This is a genomic window from Flavobacterium sp. W21_SRS_FM3, from assembly GCF_052113625.1.
Classification (GTDB): Bacteria; Bacteroidota; Bacteroidia; order Flavobacteriales; family Flavobacteriaceae; genus Flavobacterium.
In genome coordinates this window covers 38,759-52,864 of the sequence record NZ_JBGQOD010000003.1, presented here as the reverse complement: position 1 = coordinate 52,864, position 14,106 = coordinate 38,759, and the positions used below count along the sequence as shown (strand labels likewise).

Genomic DNA, 14,106 nt, shown 5'->3' with positions numbered 1-14,106 from the left:
ATGAATAAGAAGAGAGTTTTAATTATTGATGATGATGCCCGAAATATTTTTGCTCTTTCGGCAACGTTACGTGCACGATCTTACGAATGTGTTTCTTGTTTAAGTGCTGAAGAAGCTTTAAAAATTTTAGAAACGGACCAGGAAATTGATGCTATACTAATAGATATGATGATGCCAGATATAGATGGCTATGAGGCGATACCTCTAATCAAAGAGATTCCGTCAAGAGAGTCTACATACATTGTTTCTGTGACGGCCCAAGCAATGGTTGGAGACCGGGAGAAATGTATAGAAGCAGGTGCTGATGATTATATTTCAAAACCAGTTGACGTAGATAAATTACTTCATTCATTACGAAATATATAATTAGTAGTAGTTATGATAGAAGATCTTCAATTAGAAACACTGATCAATGTAGTATATGAATACTATGGTTTTGACTTTGGAAGTTATTCCAGAGCTTCATTAAAACGACGTGTTGACCGAATTTACAATTTAGATGGCTTTAGCCGTTTTTCAGAATTTTTATCTCGAATTCGTTCAGAACCGGAGTATTATAAACGTTTAGTTGAAGAAATTACCGTTAATGTTACTGAAATGTTTCGTGATCCTTCATTTTATCAGGTTTTGCGAAATGAAATATTACCTACCTTGGCGGCAAAACCATTTATAAGATTATGGCATGCTGGTTGCGCAACAGGTGAAGAAGTATATTCTATGGCTATTTTATTGAAAGAAGCTAATTTACTCCATAAATCGTTAATCTATGCTACAGATATAAATGCACTTGTATTAGATAAAGCAAAAAAAGGCGTCTTCCCATTACAAGTGATTAAACAATATGCTGAAAATTATAGGGATTCAGGAGGAGCACATGATTTTTCGGATTATTATATTGCCAATTATGGGCTTGCAAAATTTAGTGAGGAATTATCAGAGAAAATGGTCTTTTCCCAACATAATTTAGTTTCGGATAGCTCATTTAATGAATTTGACTTGATCTTGTGTCGAAATGTCCTTATTTACTTCGATAAAGATTTGCAAGAAAGAGCTTTGAACCTTTTTGATCAAAGCTTGGCCAATCTAGGTTACATTGCCTTAGGGACAAAGGAAACAATGAAATTTGCTTTGATTAAAAGTAAATTTAAGCAAGTCAACAAAGAGAAAATATGGAGAAAGATAGTGTAGAAAGTGATTTTAAAGTAGTTATTATTGGAGGATCGGCTGGTAGTTTACAGGTACTAATGAGAATATTACCCGAATTAACCACCATAAAATCCTATGCTTTAATTATTGTTTTACATAGAAAAAATTCAGATGACTCTACCTTAGAGGAACTAATAGCATTAAAAACAAAAGTGAAAGTAAAAGAAGTGGAAGACAAAGTTGCTGTACTCCCTGGTTTTATTTACGTAGCGCCTTCAGACTACCATTTATTATTTGAGAAAACCAATGTACTTTCTCTGGATATTTCTGAAAAAATAAATTATAGCCGCCCCAGTATTGATGTGTCTTTTCAATCTGCTGCTGAGGTTTATCAAAGTAATTTAACAGGCATCCTTCTGTCTGGAGCAAATGCCGATGGAACACAAGGATTAATTGCCATTAAGAATTTAGGAGGGCATACAATTGTTCAAGATCCTTTGACCGCTGAAGTACCATTTATGCCTAATCATGCTACTGAAAATGCAACAATTGATGAAATTCGAGATATTGATGGACTGAAAGATTATCTACTATCATTAAATAGGTAGTGTGCCAACATTTCCATTATACAGTCTATAATTCGCTACATAAAAAAAAAAACAGCTCCACATTCTGGAGCTGTTTTTTTGCAAAAAGGGTGTATATATGAAGCTGCTATAGCTAACGATCTTTTTTATTCATTTAATTTATATTTCAGTACAACAGTATTTATTACTGTTGTACTGAAAATGTATATATTAAGCTGTAATAGCTAACGAATTTTGAGCGTATTTATATTTATTTGGACTACAATTGTATTTTTCTTTAAAAATTTTAGAAAAATAACTTCTACTAGTAAAGCCTATGGAATAAACGATTTCTGAAATGTTTAAATCCGAGTTTATAATCAAGTTCTTTGCTTTTTCAATTCTTATTAAAGTGATAAAATCATTGACTGTTCTATTGTGAATAAGTTTGAAGCCTTCTTGCAACTTGTTAGGAGAGAGTCCAGTAGTTTCTGCTAAAGTTTTGATTGTATATTGTTCAGCAGGGTTTTGCTTAATCACATCACTTACTTTTTTTATTTGGTCAATTTGTTTTAAAGTAAGACAATTAACAATTGCTTTTTGATCAGTATATCTATTAGTATGTTGTTCAATTTCCATTGCTAAAATAATTTGTAAGATTCCTTTTTTTAATAAAGTTCCCACAATTCCTTTTTGCGCTACCGCTCTTAATTGTCCTATCTTTTCTTCAATTTTAATGTGCTGCTGTCCTATGTGAATAAAGCTTTCTTTTTTATTCTTAAAGGTATTCTTAAGCTTAGTATTTAGAGAATCTGTACCTTTTTCATTAGAAGTCGCAACTCCTATCAAAGTAAATTGCAACGGTATATTTTTTTTGAAATAGAGCACATTTGAAGAATTATTAACAGTGTTGATTACAGCGGTATTGTGTTTCTCTATATTGTTTTTTTCTTTCAATTCCCCAAAACTGTGTTCCATAGAACCTTGTGAACAGTATGCAAAATAAATAGGAGAGGAATCACAGGAGTTGATACTCAAAGTGACATCATCAAAAAATACAATATCGAATTGGAGGTATTTCATTCCTTCGTTAAAAGATACTGCCTGAATATTTCCTTTTATTAATTGGTTGTTTAATGTCAAATTATATTCATTAGAATCATAATTTAATGATCCATTAAGAGTGGTCTTAAGTTCCATTATAACATCTTCTACATTTCCTGTGTTTAGATATATCTTTTTCATTAGGATTCTTTTGTGTTCATCAAAGTACAATTTTACGTTGCAGTTTAATAAACTAGTTTTTGGTTGTTTTGTTTAATTCAAATTTCGGAACTAAGTAGCTGTTTTCTATTATGGAATTATTAACGAATGTTTCATTATTATTGGGAGTCTCTTTTAATTCTGAAATAGCATAAATGGTTTGTATTTAAGATGTTGATTTTTAGGTGGCTATCGAATAATTATGCATAGTTTATAATTTTATGTGAATAGATTGTAGAGTTTGCATTAGACCTTATGGGAACAAATTATTTTTTGTAGATTTAATTTTACTGATACAAATTAGATTCCTTAATTTTTAATTTAAAGACTATGAAAATAAATTCTTTTGATAAAAAAGCAATAATGGGAGGTATACTTTCCCTCGGTGTAATAGTTTTAGGAACATTATTACTAGGTAGATTAAGTGGGTATGAGGCTAAGACCCTAATTCAACATTCCTTATCAGGTATGCATACTTTATGTAATACCGTAGCGCTAGCCTCAGCTACTATTCTAGCTTTATTATTAACTTTATTAGGAATAAGCTCGGGATCTAAATCCAAATTGAAGAAACAGCATTATATTGATGTATTACAAATAGCTAAGTTAGATACGGCTGTTTTTATAGGATCTGTAATTGCATTCTTAATCTTTAATTTACCTATTACGGAATCTGAAAATGTTCCTGACAATTGGTTTAAATTTGTGTACTATCTTTCATTATCTATTTCCAGCATTTTAAGTTCTTCTTTAATTGTAGTGGTCATCATGTTGTACAATACAATTGTAAATATCATTAATATTGTTGGTCTTAAAGTAGAAAATCATGCTCTTGTAGCAAAAGATGAAGGCAAAACGAATGAATAATGCACAAATAAAAAGAACCGCTATTTCTACAGAAAAGCGGTTCTTTTTATTTAAATTTAATTCGATTATATTTTATTGATATCAGCTTTATCAGAGCAATTAGCTTCTGGTATATCTTTAAAGAATTCAGCTGCTTCTAAGTCCCCTGTAGGGCCATAGCCTAGTAAGTAGGTCCCTTTAACGCTATCTGCTGTTTCAATTACATACAAAATAGACATATCTTCAGGATTACTCATTCCTTCATAACGATGCTGTGCTACTATATATAGCTCTTCTGGTTTATACCCGTACTTACTTTCGCTATCGATTAAAGATTCTTTTTGAAATAAGAAATTAGTTGTGTAACCTCTTTTCTGATATTCTTCTATATAATCTATTTCGTGTTTTGCAAATTCTTCCATAATGAATTGTTTAAAATGTGATAATAGTATTTATATAATTTATTTGAAAATTATAGTTTTTTTCTTCCGCTTATTAAGGAAAGTATAAAAAGAACTATGAATATAAAAAATAAAACTTTAGCGATACTTGCAGCTCCAGCCGCAATTCCTCCAAACCCGAAAATTCCCGCAATTATTGCTAGAATTATAAAAATGACTGTCCATCGTAACATATGATTTTGATTTAAGTTAATAAAAGTATTGTGTTAAAATTATATTGTTTAACAAATTTATTAAATAGGAATCGTATCAATTAACTCTAAAAAACAAAATTTTAACTGAATCGCGTTCAATTATATAATTTTGTGCTTCAGGAGATTGATAGAGCTGGGACGCTTTTAGTTGTTAATTAACTTCTTAGAAGTTTTATGCAAGAAGATTATTGGTATTACAAATTGGAACTCTTCTTATAGAAAAGATACTATTTTTTTTAATTCATTTCCGTTTCGAAAAGTTTACATCATATTTATAATCGTGAGTAATTTAAGCATGAAGTATGAATTGATCCCTACTTGGTGTCTGATAATTATTTTCTGCAAGTATGGTTAAGGCTTTAGAAATTATGGTTTTTAATTGAAAAAAACATCCTGGTTTTTGAATGTAAAAATACGCACCTTTTTCGTAAAGAGAATCTACTACATCTATATTCATTGAAGTGGATATAATAAATACAGGGAGGTGTTTTAAGCTTTCGCTTAGTTTAATTTCTGTTAAACAATCAAATCCAGTTTTTCTAGGCATATTTAAATCAAGAAAAATGACCTCGGGCTTTTGATTGCTATCTGTATTAAGGTATTCCATCAATTCTACTCCATCATTAACTGTAGTTAAAGCCGCTTGAAAAGGCAATTCTTCTAGAGCCTCTTTAAAAAAAAGACAATCGTCTATATCATCGTCAGCAAGCAGTAGTGTGTGGGAGCTAGTATTCATATTTACAAATTAGTTTCGTTCAAGAAAATAAAGTACTTTTTTAATAAGGGTAACATATTAAAAGTAGGTTAATTCCTTAATTCGAAATCAATTACGACTTAATATTCAGTAAATATAAAAAAAAAATCTATAATAATCTCTCATCAACAGTTGAATAGCATTATCCTTATCTGTGGGTAATGCTATTCATATATATTACTGTTGTTTAATAATTTGTAGTAATCTTTGCCTTATAATTTAATTCTATTTAACGTAAAATTCATTTTATTTATGCTGCCATTTACTTCATTAATACGAGAATTAGTATAATATAATTGGTTATCATAAATACTAAAAGTATCTGCCCAGCGTACTTTGTCTCCTTTAAGCATTATTGAAAGCGAACCCGTAGTGTCCATTTTCATAATGGCGTTCTGCTCTAAATCGGCATAGTATAAATTACCGGCAGCATCAAATATCATCCCATCTGGAGCCGCAGTTTTGGCTACTTTCTCTACTGCTTCTGCAATGTCAGCTGTTGTTCCTTTGAGCAAGGTTTGCACTTCAATAGCATACAAAGTATATCCTGTTAAAGCATGAAAATACAACTTATGATTAATAGGATTCAATGCAATACCATCAGAGTGAATGGTGTTTTTCCATTCTTTTCCATTAATGGTTAAATGATCTACTTCGGCTTTTGTAGAAAAATGATTGTCTAAAACACGTTTTGCTTTTCCAGTATCAATAGTTAGAACTATCAGTCCTGCATGACCAGAATCTGTTAAATAAATACTGCCATTTGCTTCATCAATCCTCAAATCATTAATGTAAGAGTCTATATGAAAACTCTCTTTGGGAAAAGTATAGATTCTTTTTAACGCATTTGTTTTTAAATCAAAGACAAATAATTTTGGTGCACCAATAACACCCTTAAACAAAGGGCATCTAGTATCTAGTACATAGAGCTCATTTTTAAAAGCTACTACTGATTGTACAGCTACGAAAACAGAATCGTTAACCGATTGTCCTATTTCCCATTCATTCCATTTTTTATTTGGAAACGCTACCGACTGACCGTTTTTTACTTCTTTGACTGAAGCTTCAACCCCTTCTCTCCATCGTGGAAAATTAACAAAAACACGTCCTTGATCAGTTACTGTAACTCCTGTAACTTGTTGACCAGTAAAAGTCGCTACTTCTTCTGTTTTTTGTGCTGATGTGTTATTTGTAGCTTCATCTTCAGATTTTGTGTTTTCTTTTTTACAACTTACTATTGCTAATATGGTGATGCATAATATCCCAAAATTTTTCATATTAGATTGTTTTAATTAATATATCTTTTTGTATCCTTGATTTCGGATTTATACTAGGTTGGTTCTTATCATCCTCAGCTCTATGTCCAATCGCAATGGCTACTAAACTGCAGTAACCTTGTAAATTTAAAATATGGGCATATTTTTCTGGCTCAATTCCTTCCATAGGAGTGGCGTCAATTTGCATTTGTGCACACGCACTTAAAAAAACACCAATAGAAAGGTAAACCTGTTTGTCAAACCATACTTTGAGGTCTGCCGCTGGTAAATTTTTTAAATGAGTGTTGTAATAGTTAATTGCACCTTCAGGAAGATGCTGGTTTATTTGCTCCTCAAATAGCGCCACGCTGTCAATTGAATTAAAGACCACTATCGTATCACAATTAAGTATTTTTTCGGCATTAAAAAGTGAAGCAGCTGCTAATTCTTTTTTTATTTTTTCGTTAGAAACAAAATGGAATAACCAAGGTTGACTATTTATAGATGAAGGGCTAAGCCTAACTATTTCCTTTAAATCATCTAACTGTTGGCTACTTAATTTTTTTGTGGCATCATATTTTTTGGCAGTGTACCTATTTTTCATTGCGTCAATAAACTTCATTTTTTTTATTTTTTATATTATACTATCAAAATTATAGTTGCAAATGTAATGATAGCTTAATACATTTGCAATAACTATCAAATAGGGAAGTATGAAAGAGGAAACAATTTTAAGTGATAATGGCTGCGAGATTTCATGGAATGGTAAAATTTACCCTTGTGGAACCTCTGTAACCATGGATATCATAGGAGGGAAGTGGAAGGCCGTTATTTTATGGCATCTTGTCGAGGGGAAAAAGCGGTTTGCTGAACTGCACAAACAAATTCCAACTATGACCGAACGAATCCTGAGTTTGCAATTAAAACAACTGGAAGCTGACGGTATTGTGGACAGGATTGTCTTTACTTTAAAACCTCCTTTAAAGGTAGAATACTCCCTTACTGATTTTGGAAAAACACTTATACCCGTAATTCAAACCATTGCAAAATGGGGTTCAGAAATTAGTTCGCTTCAACCTGAACCGTTGTCTGATAATCGTATTATTTCTAACAAAATAAAATTATCACAACCTTAACAATCTAAATGAATGCTTTTGAGTATTTTTCATAACTGCTTCTTTATAAGAAAATAATCTTAAATTGAAGCTGTTTTTAAATTCTATACAAGTACTCATTATGAAAAATAATAAACTGCAAGCCTTCATTCCGTTTATATATCTAGTTTGGTCAGATGATTTATTGACCCAAAAAGAATTTGTTACACTACAAAATTTCATATTGGCTCAAACTTGGCTTTCGCCAAAGGAAAAAGAGGAATTATTATTGCAGATTAATTTATCTAATCCTCCTTTAAGAGCAATGATTACCGAGTGGTATTATGAAATTCAGAAAACGGTTCAGGAAAATAAAGCAGTGCATTCTATTTTTGATGTTGCAGTTTTACTTTCGAATCATGATAGTACACTTTTAGAGTTAGAACCCGAATTTGCCAAACTTGAGGCTGATTTAGGAATTTTAAGCGAAGAGATAATAGGTGATTTTAAAACTACCTCTGATTCATTTACAGCTACTAATCAAACAGCATCAAATTTTGATATAAAAGATATTACAATACTGCTCGATGGAGATCAAGCAGTTATTATCAATAAAGTGAAAGGAATACTCTCACGGCCTGAATTTGCTTATGAAACCTCGACCGATATCGCAGTTTATCGTGAAACAGTATTTGAATGGTGTACAATATTAGCCAACGAAAATTTAGGTAACATGGCTTATCCAAAAAGCTATGGTGGAGGAGAAAATATAGCCGATTATTTTGCTATTATGGAAACCTTGAGTTACCATGATCTGAGTTTGGTAATCAAATTTGGAGTTCAATTTGGTTTGTGGGGAATGAGTGTACAATCTTTGGGAACTGAAAAACATTACAGCAAATATTTAAAAGATATAGGCACACTAGCTTTGCCCGGTTGCTTTGCAATGACGGAGACACATCATGGTTCAAATGTAAAAGGACTAGAAACTACGGCAACTTACAACCATCAAAATAAAACTTTTACAATCCATACGCCGCATAAAAAAGCACAGAAAGAATACATAGGTAATGCAGCTGTTCACGGACAAATGGCCACTGTATTTGCAAAATTGATTATTGATAATCATGATTATGGTGTTAACGCTTTTATAGTGCCACTGAGAGACAAGTCAGGAAATGTATTGGACGGAATCACGATAGGAGATTGCGGAAAAAAAATGGGTTTGAATGGAGTTGATAATGGAACTATTCAATTCAATGAAGTAGTAATCCCTAAAGAGAATATGCTGGACCGTTTTGCTTCGGTAAATGACGAAGGTAAATTTGAAAGTCCGATTCCAAGTGATAACAGGCGTTTCTTTACCATGTTAGGAACTTTAGTAGGAGGCCGAATCGGAATTCCACGGTCTGCTTTGGCTGCAGCCAAAAGTGGATTAGCAATCACCATAAGATATAGCGATCAACGCAGGCAGTTTGGTCCTCAAGGCGGTTCAGAAGTTCCCATTTTGAATTATCGCATGCACCAGCGAAGATTGTTGCCTCCTCTGGCCAAAACCTATGCTGTGCATTTTGCTTTGCAGTATTTAACCAAACGTTTTTTAAATAGGACCGAACCTGAAATGCAAGAAATTGAAGCACTTGCTGCAGGATTGAAAGCCTACTCAACATGGAGCACTACAGCTATTTTACAGGAGTGCAGAGAAGCATGCGGTGGTAAAGGCTATTTATCAGAGAATAGAATAGATGACTTAAAAAATGACACTGAAATTTACACCACTTTTGAAGGTGATAATACAGTATTGATGCAATTAGTAGCAAAAAATAGGTTGTCAGAATTTAGAAAAACCTTTGGTGAAATGGGTTCTCTCGGAATGATTAATTATGTTTACGAAAATGCAATGACGGCTATCACTGAGAAAAACCCAATTGCTACCCGTAAAACAGATAGCGAGCATTTATTAGACGGACAATTTCATATGCAGGCCTTTGAACATCGAGAAAGAACTATTTTGGCTTCAGCAGCAAAGAGACTTAAAAAGTTAATGGATAACGGCTTAGAGCCTTATGATGCGTTTAATGTGGTACAGCATCAAATGATTGATGTTGCTCAAGCCTACTTGGAGCGTGTTGTTCTAGAACAATTTCAGCTAGCAATTATAACTGTAGAAGAGGAAAACACGCATTTAATTCTGTCTAAATTAGCTCAGTTGTATGCATTGTCACAGATCGAAAAAAATAAAGCTTGGTATTTAGAAGATGGATACATGGAAGCGGTAAAAACGAAAGCGATTCGCAAAATGGTGAATCAGCTTTGTTGGGATATTAGGCCGTCTGCAGTAGCTTTAGTAGATGCATTTGGAATTCCAGACTCTTGTCTAGCTGCTCCAATCGCTTTTAATTAACGATAAGAACAAAGGCTAGCTCATTAGTACTGGTCTTTTTTTTAAGTATGTAATCGCGTTCGATTCTAGATCCTATTATTAATATTATTATTATTATTATTATTATTATTTGGCTTTGATACTTTTTAAGGCAGTTCCATTTAAGTTATTTTTAGCACATTAATCTTGGGAATTATTTTTTTGTAAATTACAGTACTTTAATAAACCTCTATAAGTCTTAATTATGATTAATCGTTTTTTAAAAGTCAGAGAACAAACTGAATTCCTGTGTAAGCCCCTAATCGTTGAGGATTACTCTGTCCAAGCAAGTGAATTTGTATCTCCGCCTAAGTGGCATTTGGCGCATGTAACCTGGTTTTGGGAAGAGTTCGTTCTGACTAAATACGCAAAGGATTATAGCGTTTATGACGAAGATTTCTCTTTTTTATTTAATAGTTATTACAATAATGTAGGTAAGCGTGTTTTAAGACCGTCCAGGGGGTTAATGACGCGTCCTTCTGTAGCCGAAGTTTATAAGTATAGAAAATATGTCACAGAAGCTATGGTTGCTTTCATGAGTGAGAAGCCAAGTAAAGAAATTTTAGACGTGATAGAAATTGGGATTAACCACGAGGAGCAGCACCAAGAGTTATTTGTTTATGATATTAAATATATATTAGGAAATCAACCTACTTTTCCATCTTATGGTTCTGCTTTTGAAACAGTAATTGAAAATCAAACTGCCGAATTTATCAAAATTAAAGAAGGAATTTACTCCATAGGGCATCAGTCAGATGGCTTTTGCTTTGATAACGAATTGGGAAGTCATAAAGTCTATGTGGGTGATTTTGAAATAAGTAATAAGCTAGTAACGAATGCTGAATACCTTGAATTTATCGAAGCGGGAGGCTATCAAGATTTTAACTATTGGCATGATGAAGGGTGGAGTTTTATAAACGAAAATAAGATTGAAGCACCTTTGCATTGGTACAAGATAGAAGGCGATTGGTTTCATTATACATTAAACGGTTTAGAGAGAGTGAATCTAAACCAAGCGGTTATGCACATTAGTTTCTATGAAGCTTTTGCGTTTAGCCAATGGAAAGGATTGCGATTACCAACAGAATTTGAATGGGAAATCGCTAGCGATAAATTTGACTGGGGACAATTGTGGGAATGGACAAACAGTGCTTATTTAGCTTATCCTGGTTTTAGTAAATCTGCTGGCGCTCTAGGGGAGTACAATGGTAAATTTATGATCAATCAAATGATTCTTAGGGGTGGATCAGTAGCAACTCCTGTTGGTCATACCCGAAAAACATATCGAAATTTTTTTCATCCTAATCTACGTTGGCAATTTAATGGTATTAGACTAGCGAAGTAAATAGATGATTTATTGTGATTACTTTGGACTACATAATTAGAATTATTACTATTTCTATTTAGTAAATTAAATAACAAGCTTTTGATGAGCTAAGAACGTTTTAGGTATTGAAAATTTAATAATTATCAATTTAAATAACACGCTTTGGTTAAACAGTTATATGGACATTTAAGAACAAATAGTTTACTGCTCTATGGCTTGCTATTTGGTGTGCTTTTCCTAATGACGGGTTTGCTAAGACCCACAGCTTTAGTTTACATCCTTAATGAAATTAACCAAAACTTACTGGCAGTTTTTAGTACGTATTATTTATGGGTAGGATTACTTACTGTTGTAACGGCTTTGGTTGTCTTAGTGCTGCCTATTCGAAATGAACGTTTAGGTACTGCCAAGCCTGAATATTCTTATTTTAGTTGGGTTGCTTTACTGTATAGCACAGGTATGGGGTCCGGTTTGTTACTACGAGCAGTACAAGAACCTGTATATTACTTAAATAACCCACCAGTGCTAAGTTCTAATGAAAAACTTACAGCGTTACAGTACACCTTCTTTCACTGGGGTTTTACACCCTGGGCCATGTACAGTTTGTTTGGGTTAATTATCGCTTACAATCTCTATGTAAAAAAAACGACTAATTTATTAGACGCACTTTTACCTTCGTCAAAAAGCACGAAATTAAAATTTATAGCCACCCTTTTTATTGTGTTAATCACCATTACGGGCGTTATTGCATCTTTAGGACTTGGAACTGCACAAGTATTCAACGGAATCAATTATGCTTTTAAAACTACTTTAGGAACTAATTCTCTATTGCTGATGGTTGTTTTAATCGGAGTTGTGGCTACGTATTCAGCGCTTACTGGAATTAATAAAGTGATAAAATATCTAGCCGATTTTGATTTTTCTTTTTCAATTCTATTGCTATTGTTTGTTGCTTTTTTCCTTAATTTCGAATCGTTTCTCTATCAAACAGTCCTCGCTTTTTATAACTATGTAAGGCATTTTTTTGAGATGAGTTTGGCGATAGGAAACTTTAAAACCTCAGAAAGCTTCATAAAGGATTGGACAGTTTTTTATTGGGCATTTTGGTTGGCTTGGGTGCCTTTTACGGGGATATTCATTGCTAGAATTTCAAAAGGCAGAACTATAAAAGAATTTTTACTCACTACGATATTAATTCCCACTATTGCAACGGTTATTTGGTTTTCCATTTTCGCAAATTCAGCATTTGATATTATCGAAAATGGGGATGCCACCCAATTTAATAATGTATTTAATTCGTTATTTGTTTTCCTAGCGCATTTTCCTTTTCACAATGTTACATTTTTTGTTGCGGGTTTACTGGTACTAATATCTATTATAAATTCGGTTGACTCAGCCATTTTTGTCTTAGGAATGTTTAGTGATCACGGAAATGAAAATCCGTCAAAAAAGCACAAACTCGCATGGGGATTCATAATTACGTCAACAGCATTGGGATTAACAGCTATAGGAACCACTCAGTTACTTAATGGGATAAGCAATTTACTAGTTATTATGGCACTGCCGTTTAGTTTTTTATACGGATATACCATTTTTAGCTTTTTCAAAAATATTCTCACCAAAAAGCGAATACAAGATAGAAGTCAATTGTAGTGGGTGCGGGAGTCAGCTACTATATTTATAACGTACTAATTACTATGCAATGAAAGCACAAAAGACAATATCAAAAACAGAAAATAGATCTATGATTGAGCAATTTAAAAAAGAGGTGGACGAAGGATTAAGCGGCGATATAAAGTCACTTCCTTCAAAATTTTTCTATGATAAAAAAGGAGATGCTTTGTTTGTAGAAATAATGCATTTGCCTGAATATTATGTAACTCGATCAGAACATGAGATCTTTAAAGAAAAAAGCGAGACTATTATTGAAGCTCTGCAATTACATCCTGATACTTATTTTGAACTTATTGAGTTAGGAGCAGGTGACGGACTTAAAACAAAAGAGCTTTTAAGGGCGTTAGATAAAGGGAATTACAATTTTGATTATATGCCTGTAGATATTTCTCAAAATGCCTTAGATAAGCTTGAAGCAGATTTAAACCAGCAATTAGAGCGCGTATCTATTAAAAAAAAGCAAGGTGATTACTTTGAAGTTTTAGAATCTTTAAAAGAAAACCAACATCCAAAAGTTATTTTGTTTTTAGGTTCTAATATTGGGAATATGCCTGATGATGTGGCCACTGCTTTTATAGGAAAACTGAGCGACAACCTGCATATTGGAGACAAATTGCTACTAGGAGTTGATTTAATAAAGCCAGCATCTATAGTTTTGCCAGCCTATGATGATAGTCAGGGAGTAACTGCAGCGTTCAATTTGAATTTACTAGAAAGAATTAATTCCGAATTAGAAGCTGATTTTGATATTGATACTTTCGAACATCAACCAGAATATGACGAAAGCGACGGCATTGCCAGAAGTTTTTTAGTAAGTACCCAATCTCAGGATGTGTATGTAGCCAAACTAGATAAAAAATATCATTTTCAGAAAGGAGAAAAGGTCTTAATGGAGATATCTAGAAAGTATAATGACGTTATCTTAAACGCTATTTTAAGTGAGACAGCATTTGTAATTAACACTAGAATCATTGATAGTAAAGCTTATTTTGCAAACTATGTTCTAGAAAGACAGTAAAATAGTAGACGTCTTTTTTGTAGAAATACAGCAGATAAACAGAGATAGCTTTTATATGGTGAACCGTAAAATGGCTATCTTTTTT

Annotated in this window: 15 protein-coding genes; 9 read left to right on the top strand and 6 right to left on the bottom strand. The window is 32.8% G+C overall.

Features of this window, described 5'->3' with window-relative positions; translation table 11 throughout:
* Genes ACEN2K_RS06510 through ACEN2K_RS06500 form a run of 3 tightly spaced genes read left to right on the top strand, consistent with a single transcriptional unit; the run spans position 1 to position 1,754 of the window.
* Positions 1 to 366, top strand: a complete 366-nt coding sequence (locus ACEN2K_RS06510) for a response regulator (RefSeq protein ID WP_441758521.1) — start codon at positions 1 to 3, stop codon at positions 364 to 366.
* Between the two features lie 12 nt (positions 367 to 378).
* Positions 379 to 1,188 (top strand): CheR family methyltransferase, encoded by an 810-nt coding sequence (locus tag ACEN2K_RS06505; protein WP_441758520.1) that lies wholly within the window; start codon positions 379 to 381, stop codon positions 1,186 to 1,188.
* Positions 1,170 to 1,754 (top strand): chemotaxis protein CheB, encoded by a 585-nt coding sequence (locus ACEN2K_RS06500; RefSeq protein ID WP_441758519.1) that lies wholly within the window; start codon positions 1,170 to 1,172, stop codon positions 1,752 to 1,754. Before ACEN2K_RS06505 ends, ACEN2K_RS06500 begins: the two co-directional genes overlap by 19 nt.
* Before the next feature lie 189 nt (positions 1,755 to 1,943).
* Here ACEN2K_RS06500 and ACEN2K_RS06495 read toward each other — a convergent pair whose 3' ends face one another.
* Positions 1,944 to 2,957, bottom strand: coding sequence for a helix-turn-helix domain-containing protein (locus ACEN2K_RS06495; protein WP_441758518.1), 1,014 nt, complete (start codon positions 2,955 to 2,957; stop codon positions 1,944 to 1,946).
* 348 nt (positions 2,958 to 3,305) lie between these two features.
* Between ACEN2K_RS06495 and ACEN2K_RS06490 the strand changes: the two genes are divergently transcribed.
* Positions 3,306 to 3,842, top strand: coding sequence for a hypothetical protein (locus tag ACEN2K_RS06490; protein WP_441758517.1), 537 nt, complete (start codon positions 3,306 to 3,308; stop codon positions 3,840 to 3,842).
* 65 nt (positions 3,843 to 3,907) lie between these two features.
* Here the strand turns inward: ACEN2K_RS06490 and ACEN2K_RS06485 are convergent, their stop codons facing one another.
* The 5 genes from ACEN2K_RS06485 to ACEN2K_RS06465 form a co-directional block, all read right to left on the bottom strand.
* Positions 3,908 to 4,243 carry a hypothetical protein gene (locus ACEN2K_RS06485; RefSeq protein ID WP_441758516.1) on the bottom strand — a complete coding sequence of 112 codons (336 nt, stop codon included), beginning with the start codon at positions 4,241 to 4,243 and terminating at the stop codon, positions 3,908 to 3,910.
* Positions 4,244 to 4,293: 50 nt separating this feature from the next.
* Complete coding sequence (locus ACEN2K_RS06480; RefSeq protein WP_441758515.1) at positions 4,294 to 4,455, bottom strand: DUF1328 family protein; 162 nt, start codon at positions 4,453 to 4,455, stop codon at positions 4,294 to 4,296.
* 310 nt (positions 4,456 to 4,765) lie between these two features.
* On the bottom strand, positions 4,766 to 5,212 hold the full coding sequence (locus ACEN2K_RS06475; protein ID WP_441758514.1) for a response regulator: 447 nt from the start codon (positions 5,210 to 5,212) through the stop codon (positions 4,766 to 4,768).
* Positions 5,213 to 5,442: 230 nt separating this feature from the next.
* Positions 5,443 to 6,507, bottom strand: a complete 1,065-nt coding sequence (locus ACEN2K_RS06470) for an L-dopachrome tautomerase-related protein (protein WP_441758513.1) — start codon at positions 6,505 to 6,507, stop codon at positions 5,443 to 5,445.
* Position 6,508: 1 nt separating this feature from the next.
* Positions 6,509 to 7,108, bottom strand: coding sequence for a nitroreductase family protein (locus tag ACEN2K_RS06465; protein ID WP_441758512.1), 600 nt, complete (start codon positions 7,106 to 7,108; stop codon positions 6,509 to 6,511).
* A gap of 91 nt (positions 7,109 to 7,199) precedes the next feature.
* On the opposite strand from ACEN2K_RS06465, the gene ACEN2K_RS06460 reads away from it, so the two are divergent.
* The 5 genes from ACEN2K_RS06460 to ACEN2K_RS06440 all read left to right on the top strand — a co-directional run bounded on the left by ACEN2K_RS06460 (position 7,200) and on the right by ACEN2K_RS06440 (position 14,021).
* Positions 7,200 to 7,622 (top strand): winged helix-turn-helix transcriptional regulator, encoded by a 423-nt coding sequence (locus tag ACEN2K_RS06460; RefSeq protein ID WP_441758511.1) that lies wholly within the window; start codon positions 7,200 to 7,202, stop codon positions 7,620 to 7,622.
* Positions 7,623 to 7,722: 100 nt separating this feature from the next.
* Positions 7,723 to 9,984 carry an acyl-CoA dehydrogenase family protein gene (locus tag ACEN2K_RS06455; RefSeq protein ID WP_441758510.1) on the top strand — a complete coding sequence of 754 codons (2,262 nt, stop codon included), beginning with the start codon at positions 7,723 to 7,725 and terminating at the stop codon, positions 9,982 to 9,984.
* A gap of 223 nt (positions 9,985 to 10,207) precedes the next feature.
* On the top strand, positions 10,208 to 11,347 hold the full coding sequence (gene egtB / locus ACEN2K_RS06450; protein ID WP_441758509.1) for an ergothioneine biosynthesis protein EgtB: 1,140 nt from the start codon (positions 10,208 to 10,210) through the stop codon (positions 11,345 to 11,347).
* A gap of 144 nt (positions 11,348 to 11,491) precedes the next feature.
* Positions 11,492 to 12,982: a BCCT family transporter gene (locus ACEN2K_RS06445; protein ID WP_441758508.1), complete on the top strand. Its 1,491-nt coding sequence runs from the start codon at positions 11,492 to 11,494 to the stop codon at positions 12,980 to 12,982.
* A gap of 49 nt (positions 12,983 to 13,031) precedes the next feature.
* Positions 13,032 to 14,021, top strand: coding sequence for an L-histidine N(alpha)-methyltransferase (locus tag ACEN2K_RS06440; protein ID WP_441758507.1), 990 nt, complete (start codon positions 13,032 to 13,034; stop codon positions 14,019 to 14,021).
* Positions 14,022 to 14,106 lie beyond the last annotated feature (85 nt).

Bases quoted from the DNA above. Each gene is read 5' to 3' on its own strand.
- ACEN2K_RS06505 (WP_441758520.1), top strand. From the start codon at position 379: ATGATAGAAGATCTTCAATTAGAAACACTGATCAATGTAGTATATGAA.
- ACEN2K_RS06495 (WP_441758518.1), bottom strand. From the start codon at position 2,957: ATGAAAAAGATATATCTAAACACAGGAAATGTAGAAGATGTTATAATG.
- ACEN2K_RS06510 (WP_441758521.1), top strand. From the start codon at position 1: ATGAATAAGAAGAGAGTTTTAATTATTGATGATGATGCCCGAAATATT.
- ACEN2K_RS06480 (WP_441758515.1), bottom strand. From the start codon at position 4,455: ATGTTACGATGGACAGTCATTTTTATAATTCTAGCAATAATTGCGGGA.
- ACEN2K_RS06460 (WP_441758511.1), top strand. From the start codon at position 7,200: ATGAAAGAGGAAACAATTTTAAGTGATAATGGCTGCGAGATTTCATGG.
- ACEN2K_RS06470 (WP_441758513.1), bottom strand. From the start codon at position 6,507: ATGAAAAATTTTGGGATATTATGCATCACCATATTAGCAATAGTAAGT.
- ACEN2K_RS06440 (WP_441758507.1), top strand. From the start codon at position 13,032: ATGAAAGCACAAAAGACAATATCAAAAACAGAAAATAGATCTATGATT.
- ACEN2K_RS06485 (WP_441758516.1), bottom strand. From the start codon at position 4,243: ATGGAAGAATTTGCAAAACACGAAATAGATTATATAGAAGAATATCAG.
- ACEN2K_RS06465 (WP_441758512.1), bottom strand. From the start codon at position 7,108: ATGAAGTTTATTGACGCAATGAAAAATAGGTACACTGCCAAAAAATAT.
- ACEN2K_RS06455 (WP_441758510.1), top strand. From the start codon at position 7,723: ATGAAAAATAATAAACTGCAAGCCTTCATTCCGTTTATATATCTAGTT.
- ACEN2K_RS06500 (WP_441758519.1), top strand. From the start codon at position 1,170: ATGGAGAAAGATAGTGTAGAAAGTGATTTTAAAGTAGTTATTATTGGA.
- ACEN2K_RS06490 (WP_441758517.1), top strand. From the start codon at position 3,306: ATGAAAATAAATTCTTTTGATAAAAAAGCAATAATGGGAGGTATACTT.
- ACEN2K_RS06475 (WP_441758514.1), bottom strand. From the start codon at position 5,212: ATGAATACTAGCTCCCACACACTACTGCTTGCTGACGATGATATAGAC.
- egtB (WP_441758509.1), top strand. From the start codon at position 10,208: ATGATTAATCGTTTTTTAAAAGTCAGAGAACAAACTGAATTCCTGTGT.